Annotated in this window: 22 protein-coding genes; 9 read left to right on the top strand and 13 right to left on the bottom strand. The window is 71.3% G+C overall.

Annotated elements, in window-relative coordinates:
- Positions 1–10 precede the first annotated feature (10 nt).
- Positions 11–841 (top strand): PIG-L family deacetylase, encoded by an 831-nt coding sequence (locus RMN56_RS02360; RefSeq protein ID WP_313722220.1) that lies wholly within the window; start codon positions 11–13, stop codon positions 839–841.
- Between the two features lie 45 nt (positions 842–886).
- Here the strand turns inward: RMN56_RS02360 and RMN56_RS02365 are convergent, their stop codons facing one another.
- The 6 genes from RMN56_RS02365 to RMN56_RS02390 form a co-directional block, all read right to left on the bottom strand.
- Complete coding sequence (locus tag RMN56_RS02365) at positions 887–2,188, bottom strand: alpha/beta fold hydrolase (protein WP_313722221.1); 1,302 nt, start codon at positions 2,186–2,188, stop codon at positions 887–889.
- A 239-nt stretch (positions 2,189–2,427) separates the two neighbouring features.
- Positions 2,428–3,024 (bottom strand): DUF3618 domain-containing protein, encoded by a 597-nt coding sequence (locus RMN56_RS02370; protein WP_313722222.1) that lies wholly within the window; start codon positions 3,022–3,024, stop codon positions 2,428–2,430.
- A 22-nt stretch (positions 3,025–3,046) separates the two neighbouring features.
- Entirely contained in the window at positions 3,047–3,442 is a 396-nt protein-coding gene (locus RMN56_RS02375) for a phage holin family protein (protein WP_313722223.1), read from the bottom strand.
- Positions 3,439–4,104, bottom strand: coding sequence for a hypothetical protein (locus tag RMN56_RS02380; protein ID WP_313722224.1), 666 nt, complete (start codon positions 4,102–4,104; stop codon positions 3,439–3,441). Before RMN56_RS02380 ends, RMN56_RS02375 begins: the two co-directional genes overlap by 4 nt.
- Before the next feature lie 305 nt (positions 4,105–4,409).
- The gene (locus RMN56_RS02385) at positions 4,410–4,565 is read right to left on the bottom strand and encodes a pyridoxamine 5'-phosphate oxidase family protein (protein ID WP_313722225.1); all 156 of its coding nucleotides are present in this window, start codon (positions 4,563–4,565) and stop codon (positions 4,410–4,412) included.
- A complete protein-coding gene (locus RMN56_RS02390; protein WP_313722226.1) occupies positions 4,562–5,158 on the bottom strand; it encodes a dihydrofolate reductase family protein in 597 nt (198 codons plus the stop codon). Before RMN56_RS02390 ends, RMN56_RS02385 begins: the two co-directional genes overlap by 4 nt.
- Before the next feature lie 89 nt (positions 5,159–5,247).
- Between RMN56_RS02390 and RMN56_RS02395 the strand changes: the two genes are divergently transcribed.
- The gene (locus tag RMN56_RS02395; RefSeq protein ID WP_313722227.1) at positions 5,248–5,700 is read left to right on the top strand and encodes a winged helix-turn-helix transcriptional regulator; all 453 of its coding nucleotides are present in this window, start codon (positions 5,248–5,250) and stop codon (positions 5,698–5,700) included.
- A 22-nt stretch (positions 5,701–5,722) separates the two neighbouring features.
- Here the strand turns inward: RMN56_RS02395 and RMN56_RS02400 are convergent, their stop codons facing one another.
- Both RMN56_RS02400 and RMN56_RS02405 read right to left on the bottom strand, forming a co-directional pair.
- Complete coding sequence (locus RMN56_RS02400) at positions 5,723–5,926, bottom strand: VanZ family protein (RefSeq protein WP_376787304.1); 204 nt, start codon at positions 5,924–5,926, stop codon at positions 5,723–5,725.
- Between the two features lie 182 nt (positions 5,927–6,108).
- On the bottom strand, positions 6,109–7,239 hold the full coding sequence (locus tag RMN56_RS02405; protein ID WP_313722229.1) for a GlxA family transcriptional regulator: 1,131 nt from the start codon (positions 7,237–7,239) through the stop codon (positions 6,109–6,111).
- 164 nt (positions 7,240–7,403) lie between these two features.
- Between RMN56_RS02405 and RMN56_RS02410 the strand changes: the two genes are divergently transcribed.
- From RMN56_RS02410 to RMN56_RS02420, 3 genes are all read left to right on the top strand, one after another.
- Complete coding sequence (locus tag RMN56_RS02410; RefSeq protein ID WP_313722230.1) at positions 7,404–8,042, top strand: HD domain-containing protein; 639 nt, start codon at positions 7,404–7,406, stop codon at positions 8,040–8,042.
- A 51-nt stretch (positions 8,043–8,093) separates the two neighbouring features.
- A complete protein-coding gene (locus tag RMN56_RS02415; protein ID WP_313722231.1) occupies positions 8,094–9,032 on the top strand; it encodes an NADP-dependent oxidoreductase in 939 nt (312 codons plus the stop codon).
- Between the two features lie 383 nt (positions 9,033–9,415).
- Positions 9,416–9,790, top strand: coding sequence for a YciI family protein (locus RMN56_RS02420; RefSeq protein ID WP_313722232.1), 375 nt, complete (start codon positions 9,416–9,418; stop codon positions 9,788–9,790).
- A 166-nt stretch (positions 9,791–9,956) separates the two neighbouring features.
- Here the strand turns inward: RMN56_RS02420 and RMN56_RS02425 are convergent, their stop codons facing one another.
- Together RMN56_RS02425 and RMN56_RS02430 are read right to left on the bottom strand one after the other, a co-directional pair.
- Positions 9,957–10,439, bottom strand: a complete 483-nt coding sequence (locus RMN56_RS02425) for an SRPBCC family protein (protein ID WP_313722233.1) — start codon at positions 10,437–10,439, stop codon at positions 9,957–9,959.
- 97 nt (positions 10,440–10,536) lie between these two features.
- Complete coding sequence (locus tag RMN56_RS02430; RefSeq protein ID WP_313722234.1) at positions 10,537–11,376, bottom strand: MerR family transcriptional regulator; 840 nt, start codon at positions 11,374–11,376, stop codon at positions 10,537–10,539.
- 278 nt (positions 11,377–11,654) lie between these two features.
- Here RMN56_RS02430 and RMN56_RS02435 point away from each other — a divergent pair, with 278 nt between their 5' ends.
- Positions 11,655–12,122 carry a hypothetical protein gene (locus RMN56_RS02435; RefSeq protein ID WP_313722235.1) on the top strand — a complete coding sequence of 156 codons (468 nt, stop codon included), beginning with the start codon at positions 11,655–11,657 and terminating at the stop codon, positions 12,120–12,122.
- 77 nt (positions 12,123–12,199) lie between these two features.
- Here RMN56_RS02435 and RMN56_RS02440 read toward each other — a convergent pair whose 3' ends face one another.
- Positions 12,200–13,420, bottom strand: a complete 1,221-nt coding sequence (locus RMN56_RS02440) for a DUF5937 family protein (RefSeq protein ID WP_313722236.1) — start codon at positions 13,418–13,420, stop codon at positions 12,200–12,202.
- Between RMN56_RS02440 and RMN56_RS02445 the strand changes: the two genes are divergently transcribed.
- Positions 13,410–14,774, top strand: a complete 1,365-nt coding sequence (locus tag RMN56_RS02445; protein WP_313722237.1) for an MFS transporter — start codon at positions 13,410–13,412, stop codon at positions 14,772–14,774. The genes RMN56_RS02440 and RMN56_RS02445 overlap by 11 nt on opposite strands.
- Here the strand turns inward: RMN56_RS02445 and RMN56_RS02450 are convergent.
- On the bottom strand, positions 14,704–15,345 hold the full coding sequence (locus tag RMN56_RS02450) for an adenylate kinase family protein (protein ID WP_313722238.1): 642 nt from the start codon (positions 15,343–15,345) through the stop codon (positions 14,704–14,706). The two genes, RMN56_RS02445 and RMN56_RS02450, sit on opposite strands and share 71 nt — an antisense overlap.
- A gap of 91 nt (positions 15,346–15,436) precedes the next feature.
- Positions 15,437–15,778, bottom strand: coding sequence for a four-helix bundle copper-binding protein (locus RMN56_RS02455; RefSeq protein WP_313722239.1), 342 nt, complete (start codon positions 15,776–15,778; stop codon positions 15,437–15,439).
- Positions 15,779–15,964: 186 nt separating this feature from the next.
- Between RMN56_RS02455 and RMN56_RS02460 the strand changes: the two genes are divergently transcribed.
- Positions 15,965–16,747 (top strand): methyltransferase domain-containing protein, encoded by a 783-nt coding sequence (locus RMN56_RS02460; protein WP_313722240.1) that lies wholly within the window; start codon positions 15,965–15,967, stop codon positions 16,745–16,747.
- A 158-nt stretch (positions 16,748–16,905) separates the two neighbouring features.
- Positions 16,906–18,297, top strand: a complete 1,392-nt coding sequence (locus RMN56_RS02465; RefSeq protein ID WP_313722241.1) for a glycoside hydrolase family 6 protein — start codon at positions 16,906–16,908, stop codon at positions 18,295–18,297.
- Positions 18,298–18,775 lie beyond the last annotated feature (478 nt).

The following is an 18,775-nucleotide window of genomic DNA, read 5'->3' on the forward strand; positions in this document are numbered from 1 at the left end:
TGGTGATGGGGTGGCAGACAGATCCCTGACCTTGATGGCGGTGCACGCGCACCCCGACGACGAGGCGACGAGCACCGGCGGCATCCTCGCCCGCTACGCGGCCGAGGGGGTCACGACGGTCCTCGTGACCTGCACCGACGGGGGGTGCGGCGACGGCCCCGGTGGCAGCAAGCCGGGCGACCCGGGGCACGACCCGGCGGCCGTGGCGGCGATGCGCCGGGCCGAGCTGGAGGCCAGCTGCGAGGCGTTGAAGGTCACGCACCTGGAGACGCTCGGCTACGCCGACTCCGGGATGATGGGCTGGGCGACCAACGACCTGCCCGACGCGTTCTGGAACACGCCGGTGGCGGAGGCGGCCGACCGGCTGGCCGAGTTGATCCGGCGCTACCGGCCCGACGTCGTGGTCACCTACGACGAGAACGGCTTCTACGGCCACCCGGACCACATCCAGGCGCACCGCATCACGATGGCCGCCGTCGAGCGGACGGGCATCCCCGCGAAGGTCTACTGGACGACCGTGCCGCGCAGCGCCTTCCAGGAGTTCGGCCGCGTCATGAAGGAGATCGGCGTCGAGTTCCCCGAGCCGGACGGGCCGGCGGAGGAGATGCCGCAGCTCGGCCTGCCCGACGACGAGATCACCACGTGGGTGGACACGAGCGCCTACGGCGCGCAGAAGTTCGCGTCGTTGGCCGCGCACGCCAGCCAGGCCGAGAACATCTTCTTCCTGCAACTGGGGCAGGACCGGTTCACCGAGCTGATGGGCGTGGAGACGTTCGTCCGGGTTCACGACACCACCGGCGCGCCGGCACGCGAGGACGACCTGTTCGCCGGGCTGCGCTGAGCACACCGGCGGCCCTGGCCGGTCCCAGCGGCGGCTCCCGCCGTGTCACAGTTCGCCGCGGGCCAGCCGGATCAGCCGGTCGAGGACCCGGCCGCCGCTGACCCGCAGACCGTCGTGCTCGTACTCGTTGGTGACCCAGGTGCGCAGGCCGCGCACCGCGCGGGCGGTGGCGAGCGAGTCGTCGGCGTCGACGTACATGTCGTCGTGGTAGACGGCCGCGGCCACGGGGACCTCGTTGCGCGCCAGTTGCCCGGGGTCGTACAGGTCGGGCCAGTCCTCCCGCTGGGCGAGCAGGTCCGCCACCTCGTCCAGCGGGGCCAGCGCCGGGTCGGTGGCGAACATCCAGGGATAGATCATCTCGCCGGTCAGCAGCACCGGCACGCCGTCGGCCAGGGCCCGGTCGACGTCGAACCGCGGGAACTCCGGGCGTACCGACTGGGCCGCCCATCCGGTGCCGCACGGCGACACCGACCGCTGTCCGTAGATCGACTCGTGCAGGACGGCGTAGAGCGGCCGGCCGGCGAACGACAGGTGGCCCTCGACCTGGGCGAGGAACGGGTCGGAGAGCCGGCGATCGAGCGGGACAGCGTCCTCGAGCAGGTAGTGCAGCGTGTGTGAGCCGCTGCCGGTGCCCAGCATGATGCCGAGCGCCTGGAACGCCTCGGCGGTCAGCAGCCCGCCACCGGGCAGCCGTACCTCCTGCTCCCGCAGGTGCCGCACGAGGGCGCGGACGGTTTCGACGTCCTCCGGGTAGCGGGCGTAGTGCGCCTCGACCTTGCGCCGCACCCGGGGGTAGGCGGCCCGGTAGACGGCCTCGGGCGCGCTGCGCAGGCCCGGGAGACCTCCGGTCACGAAGGCCTCGCGGACGCCCTCCGGCGCGTACGACAGGTAGGTGAGGGTGCAGAAGCCGCCGTAGCTCTGGCCCAGGAGGCTCCACCGCCCGGCCTCGCCGAGGAGTTCCCGGCGGATCAGTTCGCAGTCCCGGACGATCGAGTCGGCCCGGAAGTGCGCCAGATACCGGGCCTGCGCGGCCACGTCACCCCGCAGCGGCAGCGTGTGCCGGTCGGCGGGCGTGGAGCGGCCGGTGCCACGCTGGTCCAGCAGCAGCACCCGGTAGTCGTCCAACGCCCGGTCCAGCCAGCTGTCGCGGCCCACCGGGCGCGGTGACCGGCCACCCGGCCCGCCCTGCAGGAACAGCAGCCACGGCAGTGACTCCCGTTCCCGGCCGGCGGCGACGACCTCGCGGGCGTACACCTCGATCCGCTCGCCGGCCGGATCCGCGTGGTCGAGTGGGACCCGGAAGGTGTGGTCGGTGATGACGGTGCCCGGCTGGCGGTAGGTCGGCACGCGGTTCTCCCTCCCACGCCGGGCGGCGCACTCGTCGACTCTAGTGGCGGACGCGGCATCGATGCGGTCAGAGTGGGCATAGCGGGAGGAAGCCGGGACGCGGTTCGCGACAGTGTTTCCCGGTGAGGCCCCGGGCGGTAAGAAAATTCCGCCCGGGGTCGACCGAGCGCAGGAAGGGCCCTCCGCACCCCACGAGGGGTGCGGAGGGCCCTTCCTTCTTGGCTGTGCCGCCGCGAGACCTAGCGGTGCCGCATCTCCCCGGCGGCCTCCCGCGTCTCGTCCTGCATCTGGTGTGCGGTCGATCGGCCCTGGTCACGGACCGCCGATGCGCCCTGCGCGGCGGTGGACCGCACCGACTGGGCCGCCTGCTGCGCGGGCTCGCGCATCTGGTCCCGGAGCTGGTTACCGACCTGGCTGGCCTGCTGGCGCAGCCCGGCGGAGTGCTCCCCGACCATGCCCCGGGCCTGGCCGGCCCATTGCCGCTCGGGGCGGCTGGGCGGGATCAGGGAGGAGACCAGCAGCCCGGCGCCGAAGGCGATCAGGCCGGCCGCGAGCGGGTTGCCCTGCGTCTGTGCCCGGGACTGCTGCCCGAGCGACCGCGCCTCGTCCCGGACCGAACCGGCAGTCTGCGACATCCGCTGGCCGGCGCCGTGCCCGTCCATCTGCGCGCCCATCACCTTCTCCTTGACTCGGGTCAGCGCGCCGCGAGCCTGCCCGACACGCTCACCGGCGATCCGACGCGGGTTCATCTTGTCGGTCAGAGCATCCACGTCGCTGCTCAACTCGCTCCGGGTGCTCTCGATCTCTGATCGGATCCGATCCGGATCGGTGGACATGATCCGCTCCCTCCTGGCGCGGTCACCGGCCTCGCATGGCGTGCGGCATCTCCCGCGCGGTCTGTTTCGTCCGCGGCAGGACCTCACGGAGCTGCCGCATCTTGGTCCGGGCGTTGGCGAGCAGGATGGCGGCGACGACCGCCCAGATGACCGCCACGATCAGTGCGGCCCATCCCTCGTCCATCACGTTCGACAGGCCCCACCACACCGCGTACGACACGAACAGCACGGCCAGGAAACCGGCCAGCGCCGCCCCGCCGAACATGCCACCGGCCTTTCCGGCCTGGCTCGCCTCCTCGCGCAGCTCGGCCTTGGCCAGCTCGACCTCCTTGCGGACCAGCGTGGAGAGATCCCGGGTCACGTCGCCCAGCAGCTCACCGACTGAGGACTGCGTCCGCTCCTTCTCCGGGGCGCTCACGGCGCCACCCCGCCCGGGATGTCCGGCTCCGGCCGGCCGGCCGGCGACACGTTCTGCACCCGGGCCACCCCGGTGTAGGGCTGCTCTCCGGTGTACGGCGCCTCGACCGGCCGCTCGGACGACGGCGCCACCGGCTGCGCGGGCTGGGCCGGCGCGGCGCCGGAGCCCGACCAGTCGGAGGCGGTCAGGTTCCGGGTGAGCCGGCCGACGAGCAGGCCCGCCACCACGGCACCGGCGAGGAACGTCCCGGGATGCTGCCGGGCGTACCCTCGCACCTCGTCCAGAACGTCGCCCGGCTCCCGCTGGTCGAGCCACCCGGCGGCGCGCTGCGCCGCGTCGGCCGCCCGGCGGACCGCCTCGCCGGCCATCCCCGACTCCCCGCTCTGCTCGGCCATGGAGCCGAGCCCACGGCCCAGGTCGCGCAGCCCTTCGGCGGCCCTGTGCTGCTGCGTCCGCGCCTGGTCCCGCAGTTGCGTGGTGGCCTGGCCGGTCAGGTTCCGTGCCTGCTGCGCCGCCTCCGCGGCCACCTGCCCGCCCTGCTCGGTCGCGGCGTGCGCGACCTGTCCACCCGTCTGCATCGCGTGTTGCCCGACCCGGGACGCCTGCTGCCGGGCCTGCTCCCCCGTGCCGCCGGGGGGCCGGCTCTGGTTGGTTGCCGTCATGGCCCTACTTCCTCCCTCGCGACGGGCCGGCGAAGCTTCTGCTCCGCCCGCCCGGTCACAGCAGATCGGCCGCCAATTGCGGGAGCGCCATCCGGATGAACCGCGAAACCAGCTGTCTTTCGTCGAGATGCGCCTTGCAGTGCGGCCGTGGACTACTGCACGCTTCGGCCTCTCCCGTCTCCGGCAGGTGAGTGCCCACCGGACCTGCCGTTATGCCCGCCCACCCGAACCCAGGTGAACGGCCGGGACCACGTCGGTCAGACCGGCTGAGGCGGCGAGACCCGACTGTCCGTTCCGACCCGCGCTCAGCCCACCCCGGCGGTCGCGACGGGTTCGAACGGTTTGTCCGCGGGCGTGATGGACCGCGCCATCCGAGGGTCGCGGGGCGGGTTGCGTGCTGTGCGCGTGCCGGGACCGGTGAAGAAGACGATCGGGTCGCCGTGCGTGCCGACCGAGGTCACCGGACCACCTCGTAGTGGAGGTGGGTCACGCCGGGGGCCGGGACGGCCTCGACGAGGCGGAGCCGCACGTGCGCGGGAAGCGACTGGAAGTAGGGCCGGCCGCCGCCGAGCAGGACCGGCACCTGGTGCAGGATCACCTCGTCGACCAGTCCCGCGGCGAGGGCCGCCGTCGCGACGCCGCCGCCCATGAGGGCGACATCCTTGTCGCCGGCGGCCTCCCGCGCGACCGCGACCGCGTCCTCGATCCCGGTGGTGACCAGCGTCTGACGGTCGTCGCTCATACCCGGCACCGGCCGGTTGCTGAGCACGATCAGCGGCGCCGTCGGGTGCGGCGTCCCGCCGTGCACCCACCCGGAGTAGTCGTACGTGTTGCGGCCGGCCAGGCTCGCGCCGACGCGCCCGGCCACGGCGTCGAGCACCCGGGCACTGGGCTCGCTCAGGTGGAACCCGTCGAACACCTGGCTGGGGGTGTCACCGTCGAAGAACCAGTCGAACAGCATCGTCCCGTCGCCCAGCCCTCGCCCGGCGCCGGGGTCGCGTCCGGTGATGTATCCGTCGACCGAGACCGACAACGCGATGAACACCTTGCTCATGCCGTACCCCCTCCTCAGTTCCTTCAAGAGACTCCGCGACCGTAACAGCTCAAGTTCCTTAAGGGAACTCAAATTGCTACACTGGCCCCATGCAGCGCACGAACTTCGGCGAGATGGCCTGCTCGATCGCCCGCACGCTCGACGTGATCGGCGAGCCCTGGTCGCCGCTGGTCCTGCGTGACGTGTACGCCGGGCTCACCCGGTTCGAGCAGATCCAGGCGGACCTCGGCATCTCGCGCAAGGTCCTGACCGAGCGGCTGAACCACCTCGTCGACCAGGGGGTGCTCGAGCGCCGGCCCTACGACCAGCGACCCCGGTTCGAGTACGTCCTCACCGAGAAGGGCACCGAGCTGGTCGACCTACTCATGGTCATGGTCCGCTGGGGCGACAAGTGGCTCGCCGGTCCGGCCGGCCCGCCGGTCCTGTACCGCCACCACGCGTGTGGCGAGGTCAGCAGCGTCGACCTGCGCTGTGCACACTGCGGCGAGCCGATGCACGCCGGCGACGTCGACCTGCTTCCCGGCCCCGGTGCGGCGAACTGACGCCGTCCCGGCCACCGCCCCGTCACTGACCGGCGTGCCACGGGCCGCTCAGCGCCCCGCCGCCGGAGCCGGTCGAGGGGCTGACGACGCGCTGGCCGTGGCCCGCCACCAGCGCGGCCAGCCCGGCGCCGGTGGTGTTGAGCAGCACGTCGTGGATGGAGGACACCCGGTCCAGCCGCAGCACATACTGCGCGACCTCGACCAGGACCGAGCAGCCCGCCCAAATCTACCGGGCCCTGGGCCGGGCAGGAGGCGGGCGAATTCACCGTGCGGCGCCCGGCTCCGGCCGAGCGCCGCCGTCGTACTCCGCCGCCTCGCACGGCGAGAGGCCGCCGGCGGCGATGATCGACAGGCGGTCGTCGGAGACCTGGCCCACGCGCCACCGAACTCGGTGCCGCGGCCCGGGCACTAACCCGTACCGGTGCGGCGCGTCGTGCTGAACCGACGCTGGTACGCGGCGGGGCTGATCGACAGTTTCCGGGCGAAGACCCGTCGCATGCTCTCGTAGCTGGGGAACCCGGCCAGGGTCGCGGCCTGCGTCGCGCTGTGCCCCTGGTCGAGCAGTGCCCGGGCCATGTCGAATCGGATGTTCTCCACGTAGCGGGCCGGTGTGGTGGACAGCTCGTCATGGAAGAGCCGGGTGAGGTGCCGGGTGCTCACGTTGAGGTGTTTCGCGAGCTCACCGAGCGAGTGGTCCCCGCGCGGGTTCGCCGTCACCAGGTCGGTGATCGTGCGCAGAGCCGGCGACCGGGGCGGCGGTCCCTGCAGCGGCGCCGAGAACTGGGACTGGCCGCCCGCGCGCTGCATGTACACCACCAGGGCGCGGGCGACCTCGCGCGCCACGTCGGGCCCGTGATCCTCCTCGACGAGCGCGAGCGCCAGGTCGATCCCGGCCGTGACCCCTGCCGACGTGTACGTCGTGCCGTCGCGAACGTAGATCGCGTCGGGCTCGACGCGGGACGTCGGATGCCGCGCGGCCAGCTCGTGCGCGACCTTCCAGTGCGTGGTCGCGCGCTTGCCGTCGAGGAGGCCGGCGGCGGCGAGGACGAACGCCCCGGTGCAGATCGACGCGACCCGACCGGCCGCGGCCGCCGGTGTGCGTACGGCGTCGGCCAGGTCGGCGGGGACACGGTCGCGCGGAAAGCGGTCGGACCCGGCCACCAGCAGCGTGTCGAAAGCCGGCTCCGACGAGACGGCGCCGTCGACCGCGATCCGGACGCCGAGGTTCGTCGTGACGTCCGCACCGGTCGGCGACAGCAACACGATGCGGTAGTCGGCGCCGAACCGGTTCGCCTCCTTGAACACCTCCGCGGGACCGGCGACGTCCAGCAACGTCACCCCGTCGTAGACGAGCATCGCGACGCGATGGGTGCCGCCGGTCACCACTGCGGTCCCTTCCCGGCCGGAGCCGCGTCGGGTCGGCCGGACGCCGGCGGCACCGACCGCCGTCGGGTCGGCGCAGCGGGAGGCTCGGACACCGCTCATTGGTAGCACGCCGGCACCGGAGACGGCGGGCTCTTCGTGGTCAAGATCGCTCACGGTGTGACGTCCAGGTAGCCGATCTCTCCGTGATCTTGAGCCGCTCACACGCTGTCCGGATATGAGGGATTCCTGGCCGGACGAAGGCGGCGCCGTACGACGATCGGTGGGCAGCATGGAGGCCGGAGACAGCAAGCGCGAACATTTCCGGAAGGTCAGAGATCATGCCAGAGGTCATCGCGGGGTTGGAGATTCCGGAGACAGCGGCGGTCGCCGAGGCGACCAGGCGCATCCAGGAGACGACCAGCCCGCTCATCTACCACCATTCCCGACGGGTCTTCTTCTTCGGCCTGATCCACGCGGACCGGCTCGGCATGAAACCGGACCCGGAGCTGCTCTACCTGGCGGCCATGTTCCACGACACCGGCCTCCTGACCCCCTTCTCCGACGTCGAGCAGCGCTTCGAAGTCGACGGGGCCGACCACGCGCGCAAGTTCCTCCTGGACCGGGGTTTCCCGACCGCCGCCGCGGAGACCGTCTGGACGGCGATCGCGCTGCACACCACCCCGGGCATCCCGGACCGGATGGCCCCGGAGATCGCGACCACGTACCTCGGTGTCCTGACCGACGTGCTCGGCCTCGGCCTGGACGGACTGGTACGCGATCAGCTGGACGAGATCCTCGCCGTCCATCCGCGAGGCGACTTCAAGAACGAGTTTCTGCGGACCTACGTCGACGGTCTGAAGGACCGGCCCGAGACCACGAACGGCACCGTGAACTCCGACGTGCTCGAACACTTCATCCCAGGCTTCCGCCGGGTGACGACGGTCGAGCGCATGCTCGGTTCGCCCTGGCCGAGCTGATCGGGCACACGACCACCCCGCACCGACGAACATCCTGGAGAGGATTCGAGCATGCGAGCGATCACCGTACGCGACCGTGAGGCGGGTGTCGGCGGGCTCACCCTGACCGACATGCCCTACCCGCACGCCGCAGAGAACGACGTCATCGTGCGCGTACACGCCGCGGGCTTCACCCCCGGCGAGCTCGACTGGCCGGCAACGTGGACCGATCGCGCCGGTCGCGACCGGACACCCAGCATCCCCGGGCACGAGGTGTCCGGAGTGGTGGTCGAGCTCGGCTACGGAACGACCGGCCTCACCGTCGGCCAGCGGGTGTTCGGGCTGACCGACTGGGCCCGCAACGGCTCCCTGGCCGAATACACCGCGGTGGAGGCCCGCAACCTCGCTCCCCTCGCGGCCGACATCGACCACACCGTGGCCGCCGCGTTGCCCATCTCCGGGCTGACCGCATGGCAGGGGCTGTTCGACCACGGCCACCTCACGACCGGCCAGACCGTCCTCATCCACGGCGCGGCGGGCGGTGTCGGCTCGCTCGCCGTCCAGCTCGCGCGGGAGGTGGGCGCCCGCGTGATCGGGACCGGCCGGGCCGGGGACCGCGATGTCGCGCTCGGCCTCGGTGCGCACACCTTCCTCGACCTGGACGCCGACGAGCTGCCGCACGCCGGCGAGGTGGACCTGGTGCTGGACGTCATCGGCGGCGACATCCTCGCCCGATCGACCGAACTGGTTCGGCCGGGCGGCACCGTCGTCACCATCGCCGCGCCGCCCACCGTGCAGCCGAAGGGCGGGCGAGCCGTCTTCTTCGTCGTCGAGCCTGATCGCGTCCGGCTGGCCGACCTCGCCCAACGCGTGCGGACCGGGCGGCTCAACCCCATCGTCGGCGCCGTGCGCCCGCTCTCCGAGGCGACCTCCGCGTTCGCCCGCCGCCGCCGCACGCCGGGCAGGACGATCATCCAGGTCGCGGACGACCAGGGCACGCCGCAGTCGTGATCAGTGCGCGGATGCCAGCGGCTCGCCGGCGCAGCTTCGGCGAATCGCGACGGTGGGCGCCCTCGCCACCGGTGGGGTGCTGACGTTCGTCGCGCCGGCCCCGGCTTCCGCGCCGTCGATGCGGCCGGCGGCAAGCCCGCCGTCCGTCCGTCGCGAACTACGACGGGCGAGTGAGGCGTCACCGAGCTCCCGGACCATGGCACACCGCTCGGCGTCCTGACCTGATGATTCTCCGCGACCAGGGACGACATGAGGCCGGCAGCCGTCGCACGGCGGAGGTCCCGTCAAAAAGTCTTCTGGCATAGCGTCGGATCCGGAGCGAGTCGTTCGTAGAACAGGTGAGAGGCGGCCGGAGGAGGCCGCCGGGACAAGGGAGTCATGGGATGACGCGGTACTTGATCTCGTTCAATGCCGGCGCGATGGACCACATCCCCGACGAGGAGATTCCCGACGTGGCCAAGGCCTCGCACGCGGTGGTCCAGGAGGCCGTGAACGCCGGCGTGTGGGTGTTCGGCGCCGGACTGCAGAGCCAGCAGGCGAGCGTCGTTGCCACGGACGGGATGGTCACCGACGGCCCTTACCCCGAGACCAAGGAGGTCATCGGCGGGTTCTCGATCGTGGAGGTGGACTCACGCGAGGAGGCGCTGGCGTGGGCTGCCAAGATCGCCGCCTCGTGCCGCTGCGCGCAGGAGGTCCGGCAGCTCATGCCCGACCCCGAACAGGACGCGATGCTCCGCCAGGCCGACAGGCGATGGTGAGGTGCGTGGCCGCGGACCTGAGCCGGCAACAATGATCACCCAGGCATGAGCAGCCGGCCTTCAGCTGTTGTCTGCGCTGCTGGCCGGTAGGTCGAGATAGGCCAGCAACCGCAGAACGCCGGGGAGGTGTTGGAGGACGACAGGGCTTTGCCGCGTCATCGACATCTCACGCTGTCTTGTGCCCCATCTGCCGTTTTGCCAGGGTGGCAGCGAGATAGGCGTTGCGACGTGCGATGAGGCGTTGCAGGTACGGCCGCAGGATGAGGCTCGCCACCAGGCGGCCGACGGGTCCCATCGGCGCGGTGAAATCGATGACATCGCGCATGACGGTCGCCGAGGAGTCGGCCAGGTGTGGCGTGAAGCTGTGCTCGTGGTGCCATCGGCCGAACGGACCGCTGATCTGCTCATCCGTGAAGCCGTGCGGCCGCCGGTAGTCGGTGATCCGAACGGTCATCCTCCAGGGGAGGCCGAAGTGTCTGGCTTCCCACGTGACGGCGTCGCCGGCCTTCAACCGGCCGGCCGTCACGCCGCCGACCGCCCGTTCGGCGCTGGTTCCCATGGACTCGGTGTGCATACCGACGTCGAGGCAGGCATCGAAGACAGCCTCCGGGACTGCCCGGACGTCCGTGGTCAGCTCGATGCGTGGCACCCCGTCACCGTAGGCGCTGGTCGCGCCGCGTACGGCAGCAGGACGACCGCCCCCCGAAGTACCGCTCCCGCTGCCACCCGGCCGCCGATCGCAACCGTCAGGGGCGGGCGACCTCGATCTGGAACTCGTGCACCCAGTTCACCGGGTTCTCCGGGTCGAACTCGAGGCAGACCTCGCGGGCGTACCCGACCGGCGTGTAGCCGTTGTCGTCGATCCACCGGGCCAGGATCTGCATGCTGCGGAACGCCTCGTCCATCGGGCCCCGGTGCACGATCGTGGCGGCGGACCGGAGCCCGGGCAGGTTGAGGATGTCGAGCGTGCCATCGCCGGTAGGCGTGTCAGCGGCCACCTCGACGGCCGCGTGCACCCGAACCTCCTGGCCGTCGCCGTCCCCGCCGGGTTCCGGCACGTAGTAGGCGATCGGCGGACCGGTCACCGTCGCGCCGGTCTGATTCAGCCGCCGCCACACCTCCTGGTACAGCGGCCCGATCACCGGCCCGATGTCCGGCCCTTCGTAGCTGGCGGCCACCGCCGAAAGCTCGGCGACGCGCGCCTGCGGGATGCGCTTCAACACGACGTCTTCGGTGCTCATGTGCCCCTCCTGTTCGATCATGCGCAGCCGCGCCTCGATGCCGGCCAGTCGGGCGGCATCGGCGCTGAGCTGCTCCTCCAGTTGTGCGCGCCGCAGCCGGAGCATGCCGTGCAGCTCCTCGACGGTGACCTTGTCGTCGAGGATGTCGGCAACCTGCGCGAGCGTGAGTCCCAGGTCCTTCAGCGCGATGATCCGGTTGAGCCGGCGCAGCTGGTCGGCGCGGTAGTAGCGGTACCCGCTGACCGGATCCGTCGCGGCGGGCCGCAGGAGGCCGATCGCGTCGTAGTGGCGCAGCATGCGCACCGACACGCGGCCGAGTGCGGCGAAGTCTCCGATGCTGAACACCGCCTCATCCTGCGGCCTGACACGGTGTCAGGGTCAACACCGGACACGAGGGAGCGCCGGCAGCGGGTACGCGGTGAACCGGCGGTTGACCATCACAGCCCGCGCTCGCAGACGTCGGTCCGAGCCGCCGTCACCACCCGGATGGCCGGAAGTGCCGCCCACGTCTTGAGACTGATCCGGCACGGACGTCCTGAGACCCGACGTTCGCCGGCAGCCGGCTGTCCTGCCGGGTGAGGGTCGCCGCGTCGTGGAACAGGGCGTGGTCGAGAATCACGCCCGTGAGCGACTTCTACGTCTCCCTCATCCCTACCGACGTCAACTGGCAGCCAACGAAGGAGGCCGCGACCGAGGTTGAAACGTACGTCCGGCGGGTGTTTCCCGACCCGGACGGCGTCCAGCAGGACGTGACGGTCGAGTTCTACGACCGGATCACCGTCGTCGACGCCGGCGAGAACATCCGGCAGATCACGTGCCCACGCTGCGACCAGAACATCCCGCTGGACTGGTACGGGGACCTCGTCGAGGAGACCGAGGGCGAGTTCGACAGCCTGATCGTGACGGTTCCATGCTGCGAGACGGCGGTCGCGCTGGACACCCTGACGTTCGACTGGCCCAGCGGCTTCGCCCGCTTCGAGATCGCCGTCGCCAACCCGGCTCGCACGGAGTACACGTTCACCCGCGACGAAATCAGCGCGGTCGAGGCGATCCTTGGCCATCAACTCCGGCAGATCGTCGCGCACATCTAGCCGGCGTGCGGCAGCCGCCTGCCAACTGGCCCACAACGCCCGACCTCGTCGTCCTGGCCACGTACGCGTCCTGCTGCTCAGCGCCCGAGGACGTCCACCAGTTGCTGCCCCAGGCCGGTGCAGGCCTCCATGTCCAGCCGGTAGGTCACGTAGCGGCCGCGGCGCGCCGGGATCAGCAGCCCGGCCGCCTTCAGCACCGCGAGGTGCCTGGACACCTCCGGCGCCGTCACCCGCCACAAGTCGGCCAGCTCGCCGGTCGTGTGCGGGCCTCGGGCGAGCGTGCGACAGAAACGTAGCCGCAGCGGGTGCGCCAGCGCGGTCAGCCGAGCATCCAGCTCGTCCACCCGCAACACCGGGCGCGGGTCCCAGCCCGGTGCCGGGTACTGCAGCACGGGCAACCAGCCGGGCGCGTACACGACGGTCATATGCGGTGCGCCGTACGCGCTCGGGATAAGCGTCATCCCGCCGCCGCGACCGTCTGCCGTCTGGTCCTGCAGCTTGTCGATCGTCAGAATGCCGCGCTCGGTGTCGACCCCGATCGCGTGCGAGATCCGGCCGAGGGCGCCGATACCCTCGCGGGCCAGGTCGAAGCGTCGACGGTCGGCTTCCTCGGCGAGCGCTGGGCGGACGCGGTTCCAGACCGCGCCGAAGAAGGCGGACTCGCAGGCGAGCAGAAAGCGTCGTACCCGCTCGCGCTCGGCGGCCGGATCGGCGAGCACCCGCTCGGCCCACGCCGCCTGCCGCGGCCCTCGGGCGCGGGCCGCGGCCAGCGCCCGCTGCCGCACGATCGGGTCACGCAGCGGCGACCACACCCGCGGCGCCGGTGAGACGGCTCGATGCGCGGCGAGCGCCGCGGCGACCCACCGCTCGTCGTCCAGGCGGTCGACGTCGTCCAGTTCCTCGCGCAGGCTCGGCCGTGGATCGGACGGGAACAGGAAGTCGGCCCGGCCGGAGTGCCAGAGCAGACCGAATTCCTCGAGGTCCGGCGCCAGCTCCGCGGGAAGGGCCGCCGCCATCATCGCCACCGCCGCGGCGGTGTCCGGATGATGCTGCGGCTCCGCGAGCACGTGCAGCACCGCGCCGAGCTCCGCGAGCGGCGACGGCGTTATCCGGATCCGATCGGCTGGTACGCCGGCGATGTCGACCGAGGTAACCACAGTACCGATCATGGCAGGGGTCCGCGCCCGGGCAGACCGATTGACGACGTTTGTCAATCGACGGGGCATGGATTGACGAGGCTGGGCAACCCGGGTCGCTTCGCCGCCGTACGGCCGGACGATCGGAGCCGTGACGACCACCCGTACGACGCTTCGTGAGCTGGTCCGCATCCCGGGCGGCGGCCGCTACGCGCTCAGCGCCACAGTCGAGGCAGCGACCTCCGGGATGCTGCGCCCGTTCATCGTGATCTACGCCGTGCTGATCGGGCTCGGCGCGCGGCAGGCCGGTATGACGCTGACCGTGGGCATGCTGGCCGGCCTCGGCGCCGTCCCGCTCGCCGGATGGTGGATCGACCGCGGAGCGCGGCGGGCCCCCGCCGTCGCCGCGCTACTGGTGCGGGCGGTGGGGTCGCTGCTGCTTGCCCTGGTGCCCGGCATCGCAGGATTCGCCATGGGTGCGGTGCTCATCGGCGTCGGCACGCAGATCGCTCCACCCACCAGTTCCGCGCTGATCGCGGCGCTCGCCGGCCCGGCCCAGCGTGCGGCGGCGCTGGCCGCGGGACGCTCACTGCGCAACGCCGGCCTGGGCGCCGGCGCCCTGCTCGGCACGGTTCTGGTCGCGACCGGGCCGGAGGTGCTCCGCTGGCTCGCGCTGGCGACGGCGCTCGGGTGCGCGTTCGGCGCGGCGGTGATCGCCCGGGTGCCGCTGCCCCGTCACGATGTTCCGGCCCCCGCCCCGACTACGGCAACGAAGGAAACGGGCGGTGCTGGCCTACGCACCGTCACCGTCCTGGCCCTGGCCGGCATTCCGTACGCCTTCTACGCCGACATCCTCGAGATCGCCCTGCCGCTGCTGCTGGTGCAGGGCCTGCACGCGTCCCTGGCGTGGCCCTCGGGCATCTTCGTCGCCAACACCGTCATGGTGATTGCGCTGCAACTGGTCGTGGTGGTGCGCCTCGCGAAGTGGCCGCACCGTACCGTGCTCTTCTGGTCCGGCCTGTTGCTCGCCGCCTCCTACCTCGCCTTCTGGCTCGGCGGGGCGACGGGCGGCGGCCCCGGCACGGTGCTCGTCGCGCTGGTCATCGTGCCTTACACGCTGGGTGAAATTCTCTACACCAGCAGCAGCGTGCCGCTGGTGATCGAGTCGGCACCGCCGCACCTGATGGGGCGCGCGCTCGCCCGCTGGCAGCTCAGCTTCGGCCTGGCCCGGGCCGTCGACCCCGTCATCATCACCGGTCTGCTCAGCCTGGGCGCGGCGGCGCTGTGGCTGCCGCTGGCCGCCGCGACCCTGGTGGGCGCAGCGACGGTGCGCCTGGGCACGCGACGGCGTCGTCTGCACCGTTCGCCTGGGCAGTCGATGAGTCATGCCGCAGATGCCGGGAGCCCGGCCGTCGGTGGCCGGCCCGGTTGGACCCACCCGTTGCTCAACTCCGCTCAAATCGACTGGTCAGCTCGGTCACGATCTCTTCTGTTGCGCGGGCGGCGTCGACGTTGATCAAGAGACCCGCGGCGCGGTAGTGGGCCAGGACGGGCGCGCTGTGCTCGTGGTAGACGCTCAATTGACGGGCGACGGCGGCCGGGGCGTCGTCGTCACGAAGGAACAGTTTGCTACCGCACCGGTCGCAGACACCGTGGACGAAAGTCGGTAGCGACTCGATGTGCCAGATCTTCCCGCAGCCCCGGCACGTGCGGCGTCCCGTCAAGCGCCGCGTTGCCTCGGCATCGACCAGGACCAGCTCGACCGCTTGAATCCCCAAGGTCTCCAGCGAACGCATCACCGACAGCGTCGGGAACTCCGTCCAGTACACGAAGCCGTCGACCGCGTCGGGTTCGCCAAGCCGGCGCTGCACGATCGCGGCGATGAGCTCGGGCGGTGGCAGCTGCTCGGCGTTCATGAACCGACGCAGATCGTCGCCGAGCTCCGATCCCGCACGCACCGCTGACTGAATCGCGTCCCGAATGGAGATCGAGGGAAGTCCGAGCCGGGCGGCGAGATGATCGGCCACCGCAGCCGTCTCCGCACCGGGTGACCCGATCAGGACCAGCCTGGCCCCCGCCAATGCCACGACTCGATCCTATTCCGCTGGAGTCGATGGCACTCCGCCAGCTTGGCTACTCGCCAGGGTCGCGGACCTCTCGATGTCGCAGCCGGATCTGTCAGACCGCAACGGCGGCCATCTGGGTGCACGAGTCGGCGCATCGGCGGCACTGCTCGGCGCAGCGCATCATCTGGTCGTCCCCGCTGAACTGCGCGCAGTCGACCGCGCACGCCTGGCAGATCTGAGCACAGATACGCGAGATCTCCGCGTTGAACCGCGACCCACGCCCCATGAACGCGGCCGCCGTCCGGCATATCTCCGCGCAGTCCACCATCAGCTTGAGGTGCTCGGCCTCGACGTGCCGGCCACCTTGACGCAGGCAGTAGGCCAACGTCTCTTCACAGATCCGCGAACACTCCAACGCGTCGGTGATCGCCCGGTCCATCACGTCACTGCTCATGCCCTGCGCCGCCATCTCGACACCAACCTCCCCCACACGTCTCGTCGGCGCTGCGGGTACCCGCCATGGCTCTGGCTAACCGGGACCGACGCCTACCGCCGCCATCCCGCGGAACTGGGCCGATGTGGTCGCCAGTAGTACCAGTCGGGCCAGCACCGTCGGACCCGCCGTACATAGGCTCCGACCGTGCATGGGTTCACCGACGTCGACCACCAGTCCGACCCGACCTCGTGGGTTGCCGTCCTGGACCGCCTCGGCGAGGAGCCGTTCTACCAGGCATACCAGCGGCGGGTACGCGAGTTGCTCAGTTCGTCGCCTGGTCGCCATTATCTCGAAGTAGGCGCCGGGACAGGGGCAAGCGCGGTCCGTCTGAGGGATGACCATGGCGTCAGCGTGGCCACGGTCGACCACGCCCGGACGATGTCCGATGCGATGCGAACCCGCGGCTTGACCGAGTGCGTTGTTGCCGACGCCCATCACCTGCCGTTTCTCAGCCGCTCCTTCCATGGCGCATGGGCCGATCGCACCCTGCAGCACGTTGCCGATCCCCACGCCGCGATCAGAGAGCTCGTCCGCGTCGTCCGGCCGGGTGGCCGCGTCGTTCTCGCAGACCCCGATTACGACACTCAGGTACTCGACATCGCCGACCAGAGCCTGGCTCGGAGCGTCCTGCGCTTCCGGGCTGATGCCCTCCTCCGCAACGGCACCCTGGCTCATCAACAGGCCGGCCTCCTCGCCGCACAAGGCCTGGTCGACATCAACGTCGAAGCCCGAACCCTCGTGGTGCGCAGCCCGACCGCCGTCGACAACGTGCTCGGCCTCCGAAGCTGGGCCGCCACAGCTGCCGAATGGGGCGCGCTCGACCCCGCCGAGGCGCGTGCCTTCACGGAGCAGTTCGACGATGCCGTCGCCGCGCACCGGTTCACCTACGCAGTCACGTTCTTCCTCACCGCCGCCACCGTCAACTGACCCGAGCACCCCGCCGGGCGCGAGCCTTGACACCCAGACGCGGCCACTGCCGCACCGACGAGTCTTCACATCTTGGCAGCGGCGCGCGCCTCCGCTACCGTCCATGGGAACGCTCCCATACACTTAGACGCATCTATGCGACCAGGAGGAAACACGTCGTGGCTATCCTCTCCCCCCGGCGCCGCAGATCGGCGGCCATCAGTGCGGCGGCAATCGCGGGCACGGCCGCCGCAGGCGTCTGCCTCGCCGTCGGCGGCGCGTCCGCCGGCACCGTGTCCGGATCGCTCTACCGCGACCCGAGTTCCGCCGTTGTCCGCTGGGTCGCCGCCAACTCCGGCGACTCGCGTGCCGCCATCATCCGGGACAAGATCGCGAGTCAGCCGCAGGCCCGCTGGTTCGCCAATTTCAACCCGTCGACCGTGCAGTCCGAGGTCTCCGGGCTCATCGGTGCCGCCAACGCGGCGCAGCAGATCCCGGTGCTGTCGGTGTACGAGATCACCAACCGGGACTGCGGCGGGGCCAGCGCAGGTGGGGCGCCGGACCTCAACCAGTACCAGACGTGGGTGTCCAACTTCGCCAGAGGACTCGGCAACCAGACGGTCATGATCATCCTGGAAACCGACTCGCTCGCCCTGCAGACGTGCCTGAGCAGCGGCGAGATCAGCGCGCGAAACCAGGCGATCACGGCGGCCACCCAGACCATCAAGTCGGCCAACCCCAACGCCAAGGTGTACCTCGACGGCGGCCACTCCACCTGGAACAGCGCGGGCGAGCAGGCCAACCGGCTCCGGGCGGCCGGCGTGCAGTACGCCGACGGCTTCTTCACCAACGTGTCGAACTTCAACTCCACCTCCGGCGAGGCGAACTTCGGCCGGGCGATCATCTCCGCCCTCAACGGCATGGGCATCCCGGGCAAGCGGCAGGTCATCGACACCAGCCGCAACGGGGGTGCCAGCGGGGACTGGTGCGCCGACGACAACACCGACCGGCGCATCGGGCTGTACCCGACGACCGGCACCGGCGACGCCAACATCGACGCGTACCTCTGGGTGAAGCCGCCGGGGGAGGCGGACGGCTGCCGCTACACGGCCGGTTCGTTCCAGCCCGACCTGGCCTACAGCCTGGCCAGCGGTGCGCCCAATCCGCCCACCACCGCGCCGCCGACGACCACGCCGCCGACCACCGCTCCCCCGACCACGACGCCGCCGACGACCGCGCCGCCGACCACGGCTCCCCCCACCAGCACGCCGCCGACCGGTAACGGCTGCTCCGCGTCGGTGACGGTCAACCAGTGGTCCGGCGGCTTCACCGCGAGCGTGACGGTCACCGCCGGCTCCGCGGACATCAACGGCTGGTCCGTGACCATCACGCTGCCCGGCGGCGCCGCGGTCACCGGCGCTTGGAACGCCCAGGCCAGCGGCACCAGCGGAACCGTCCGGTTCACCAACGCGAGCTACAACGGACACGTCGGCGCCCAGCAGTCGACCAACTTCGGCTTCCAGGGCACCGGCACCGGCCCGGGCGCGACGGCCACCTGCGCGGCCGGCTGACCCCACCCGATCCCCGGGCCCGGCGCGGAGGACCACTCTCCGCGCCGGGCCCGTCCCCGTCCTGCGGTACGGGCCGGACCGGCCGGCGCCGGAATGACGGTGAGCGAACGTCGCCGTACGGCGGCCAGGACGACGGCCGCGACGCACCCGATCGGGAAGGCGATGCTTCCTCGCACATCGTGCCCGGGGTATCTGCCGACGACGGCGGCACGCCGGCGTAGCCGCTCCTGCGGGACTGGGGTGGATGGTCACGGCAGTTGTTCCAGCGCCACCCGCCGCGGGCGCGTGACCAACGCCGTCGCGGGAAGGCCCGGGTCGCTCTCGATGTGTACGCCTCACCGGCCAGGAACCAGTCAGGCCCCGTCCTCAGACGGCCGGCCGACACAGGCGCAACGCGGATGCGGTCAGGACCGAGGTGAACTGCGGACTGTCACTGCGCACCCCCGACGGAGCGCTTCCCACGATAGATAAGTTAGCA

It is taken from the genome of Micromonospora halotolerans, from assembly GCF_032108445.1.
GTDB classification, from domain to species: domain Bacteria; phylum Actinomycetota; class Actinomycetes; order Mycobacteriales; family Micromonosporaceae; genus Micromonospora; species Micromonospora halotolerans.

Coding starts and splice junctions, on each gene's coding strand:
- RMN56_RS02370 (WP_313722222.1), bottom strand. CDS start 3,024: ATGTCCACCGATCCGGATCGGATCCGATCAGAGATCGAGAGCACCCGG.
- RMN56_RS02380 (WP_313722224.1), bottom strand. CDS start 4,104: ATGACGGCAACCAACCAGAGCCGGCCCCCCGGCGGCACGGGGGAGCAG.
- RMN56_RS02390 (WP_313722226.1), bottom strand. CDS start 5,158: ATGAGCAAGGTGTTCATCGCGTTGTCGGTCTCGGTCGACGGATACATC.
- RMN56_RS02395 (WP_313722227.1), top strand. CDS start 5,248: ATGCAGCGCACGAACTTCGGCGAGATGGCCTGCTCGATCGCCCGCACG.
- RMN56_RS02410 (WP_313722230.1), top strand. CDS start 7,404: ATGCCAGAGGTCATCGCGGGGTTGGAGATTCCGGAGACAGCGGCGGTC.
- RMN56_RS02415 (WP_313722231.1), top strand. CDS start 8,094: ATGCGAGCGATCACCGTACGCGACCGTGAGGCGGGTGTCGGCGGGCTC.
- RMN56_RS02420 (WP_313722232.1), top strand. CDS start 9,416: ATGACGCGGTACTTGATCTCGTTCAATGCCGGCGCGATGGACCACATC.
- RMN56_RS02455 (WP_313722239.1), bottom strand. CDS start 15,778: ATGAGCAGTGACGTGATGGACCGGGCGATCACCGACGCGTTGGAGTGT.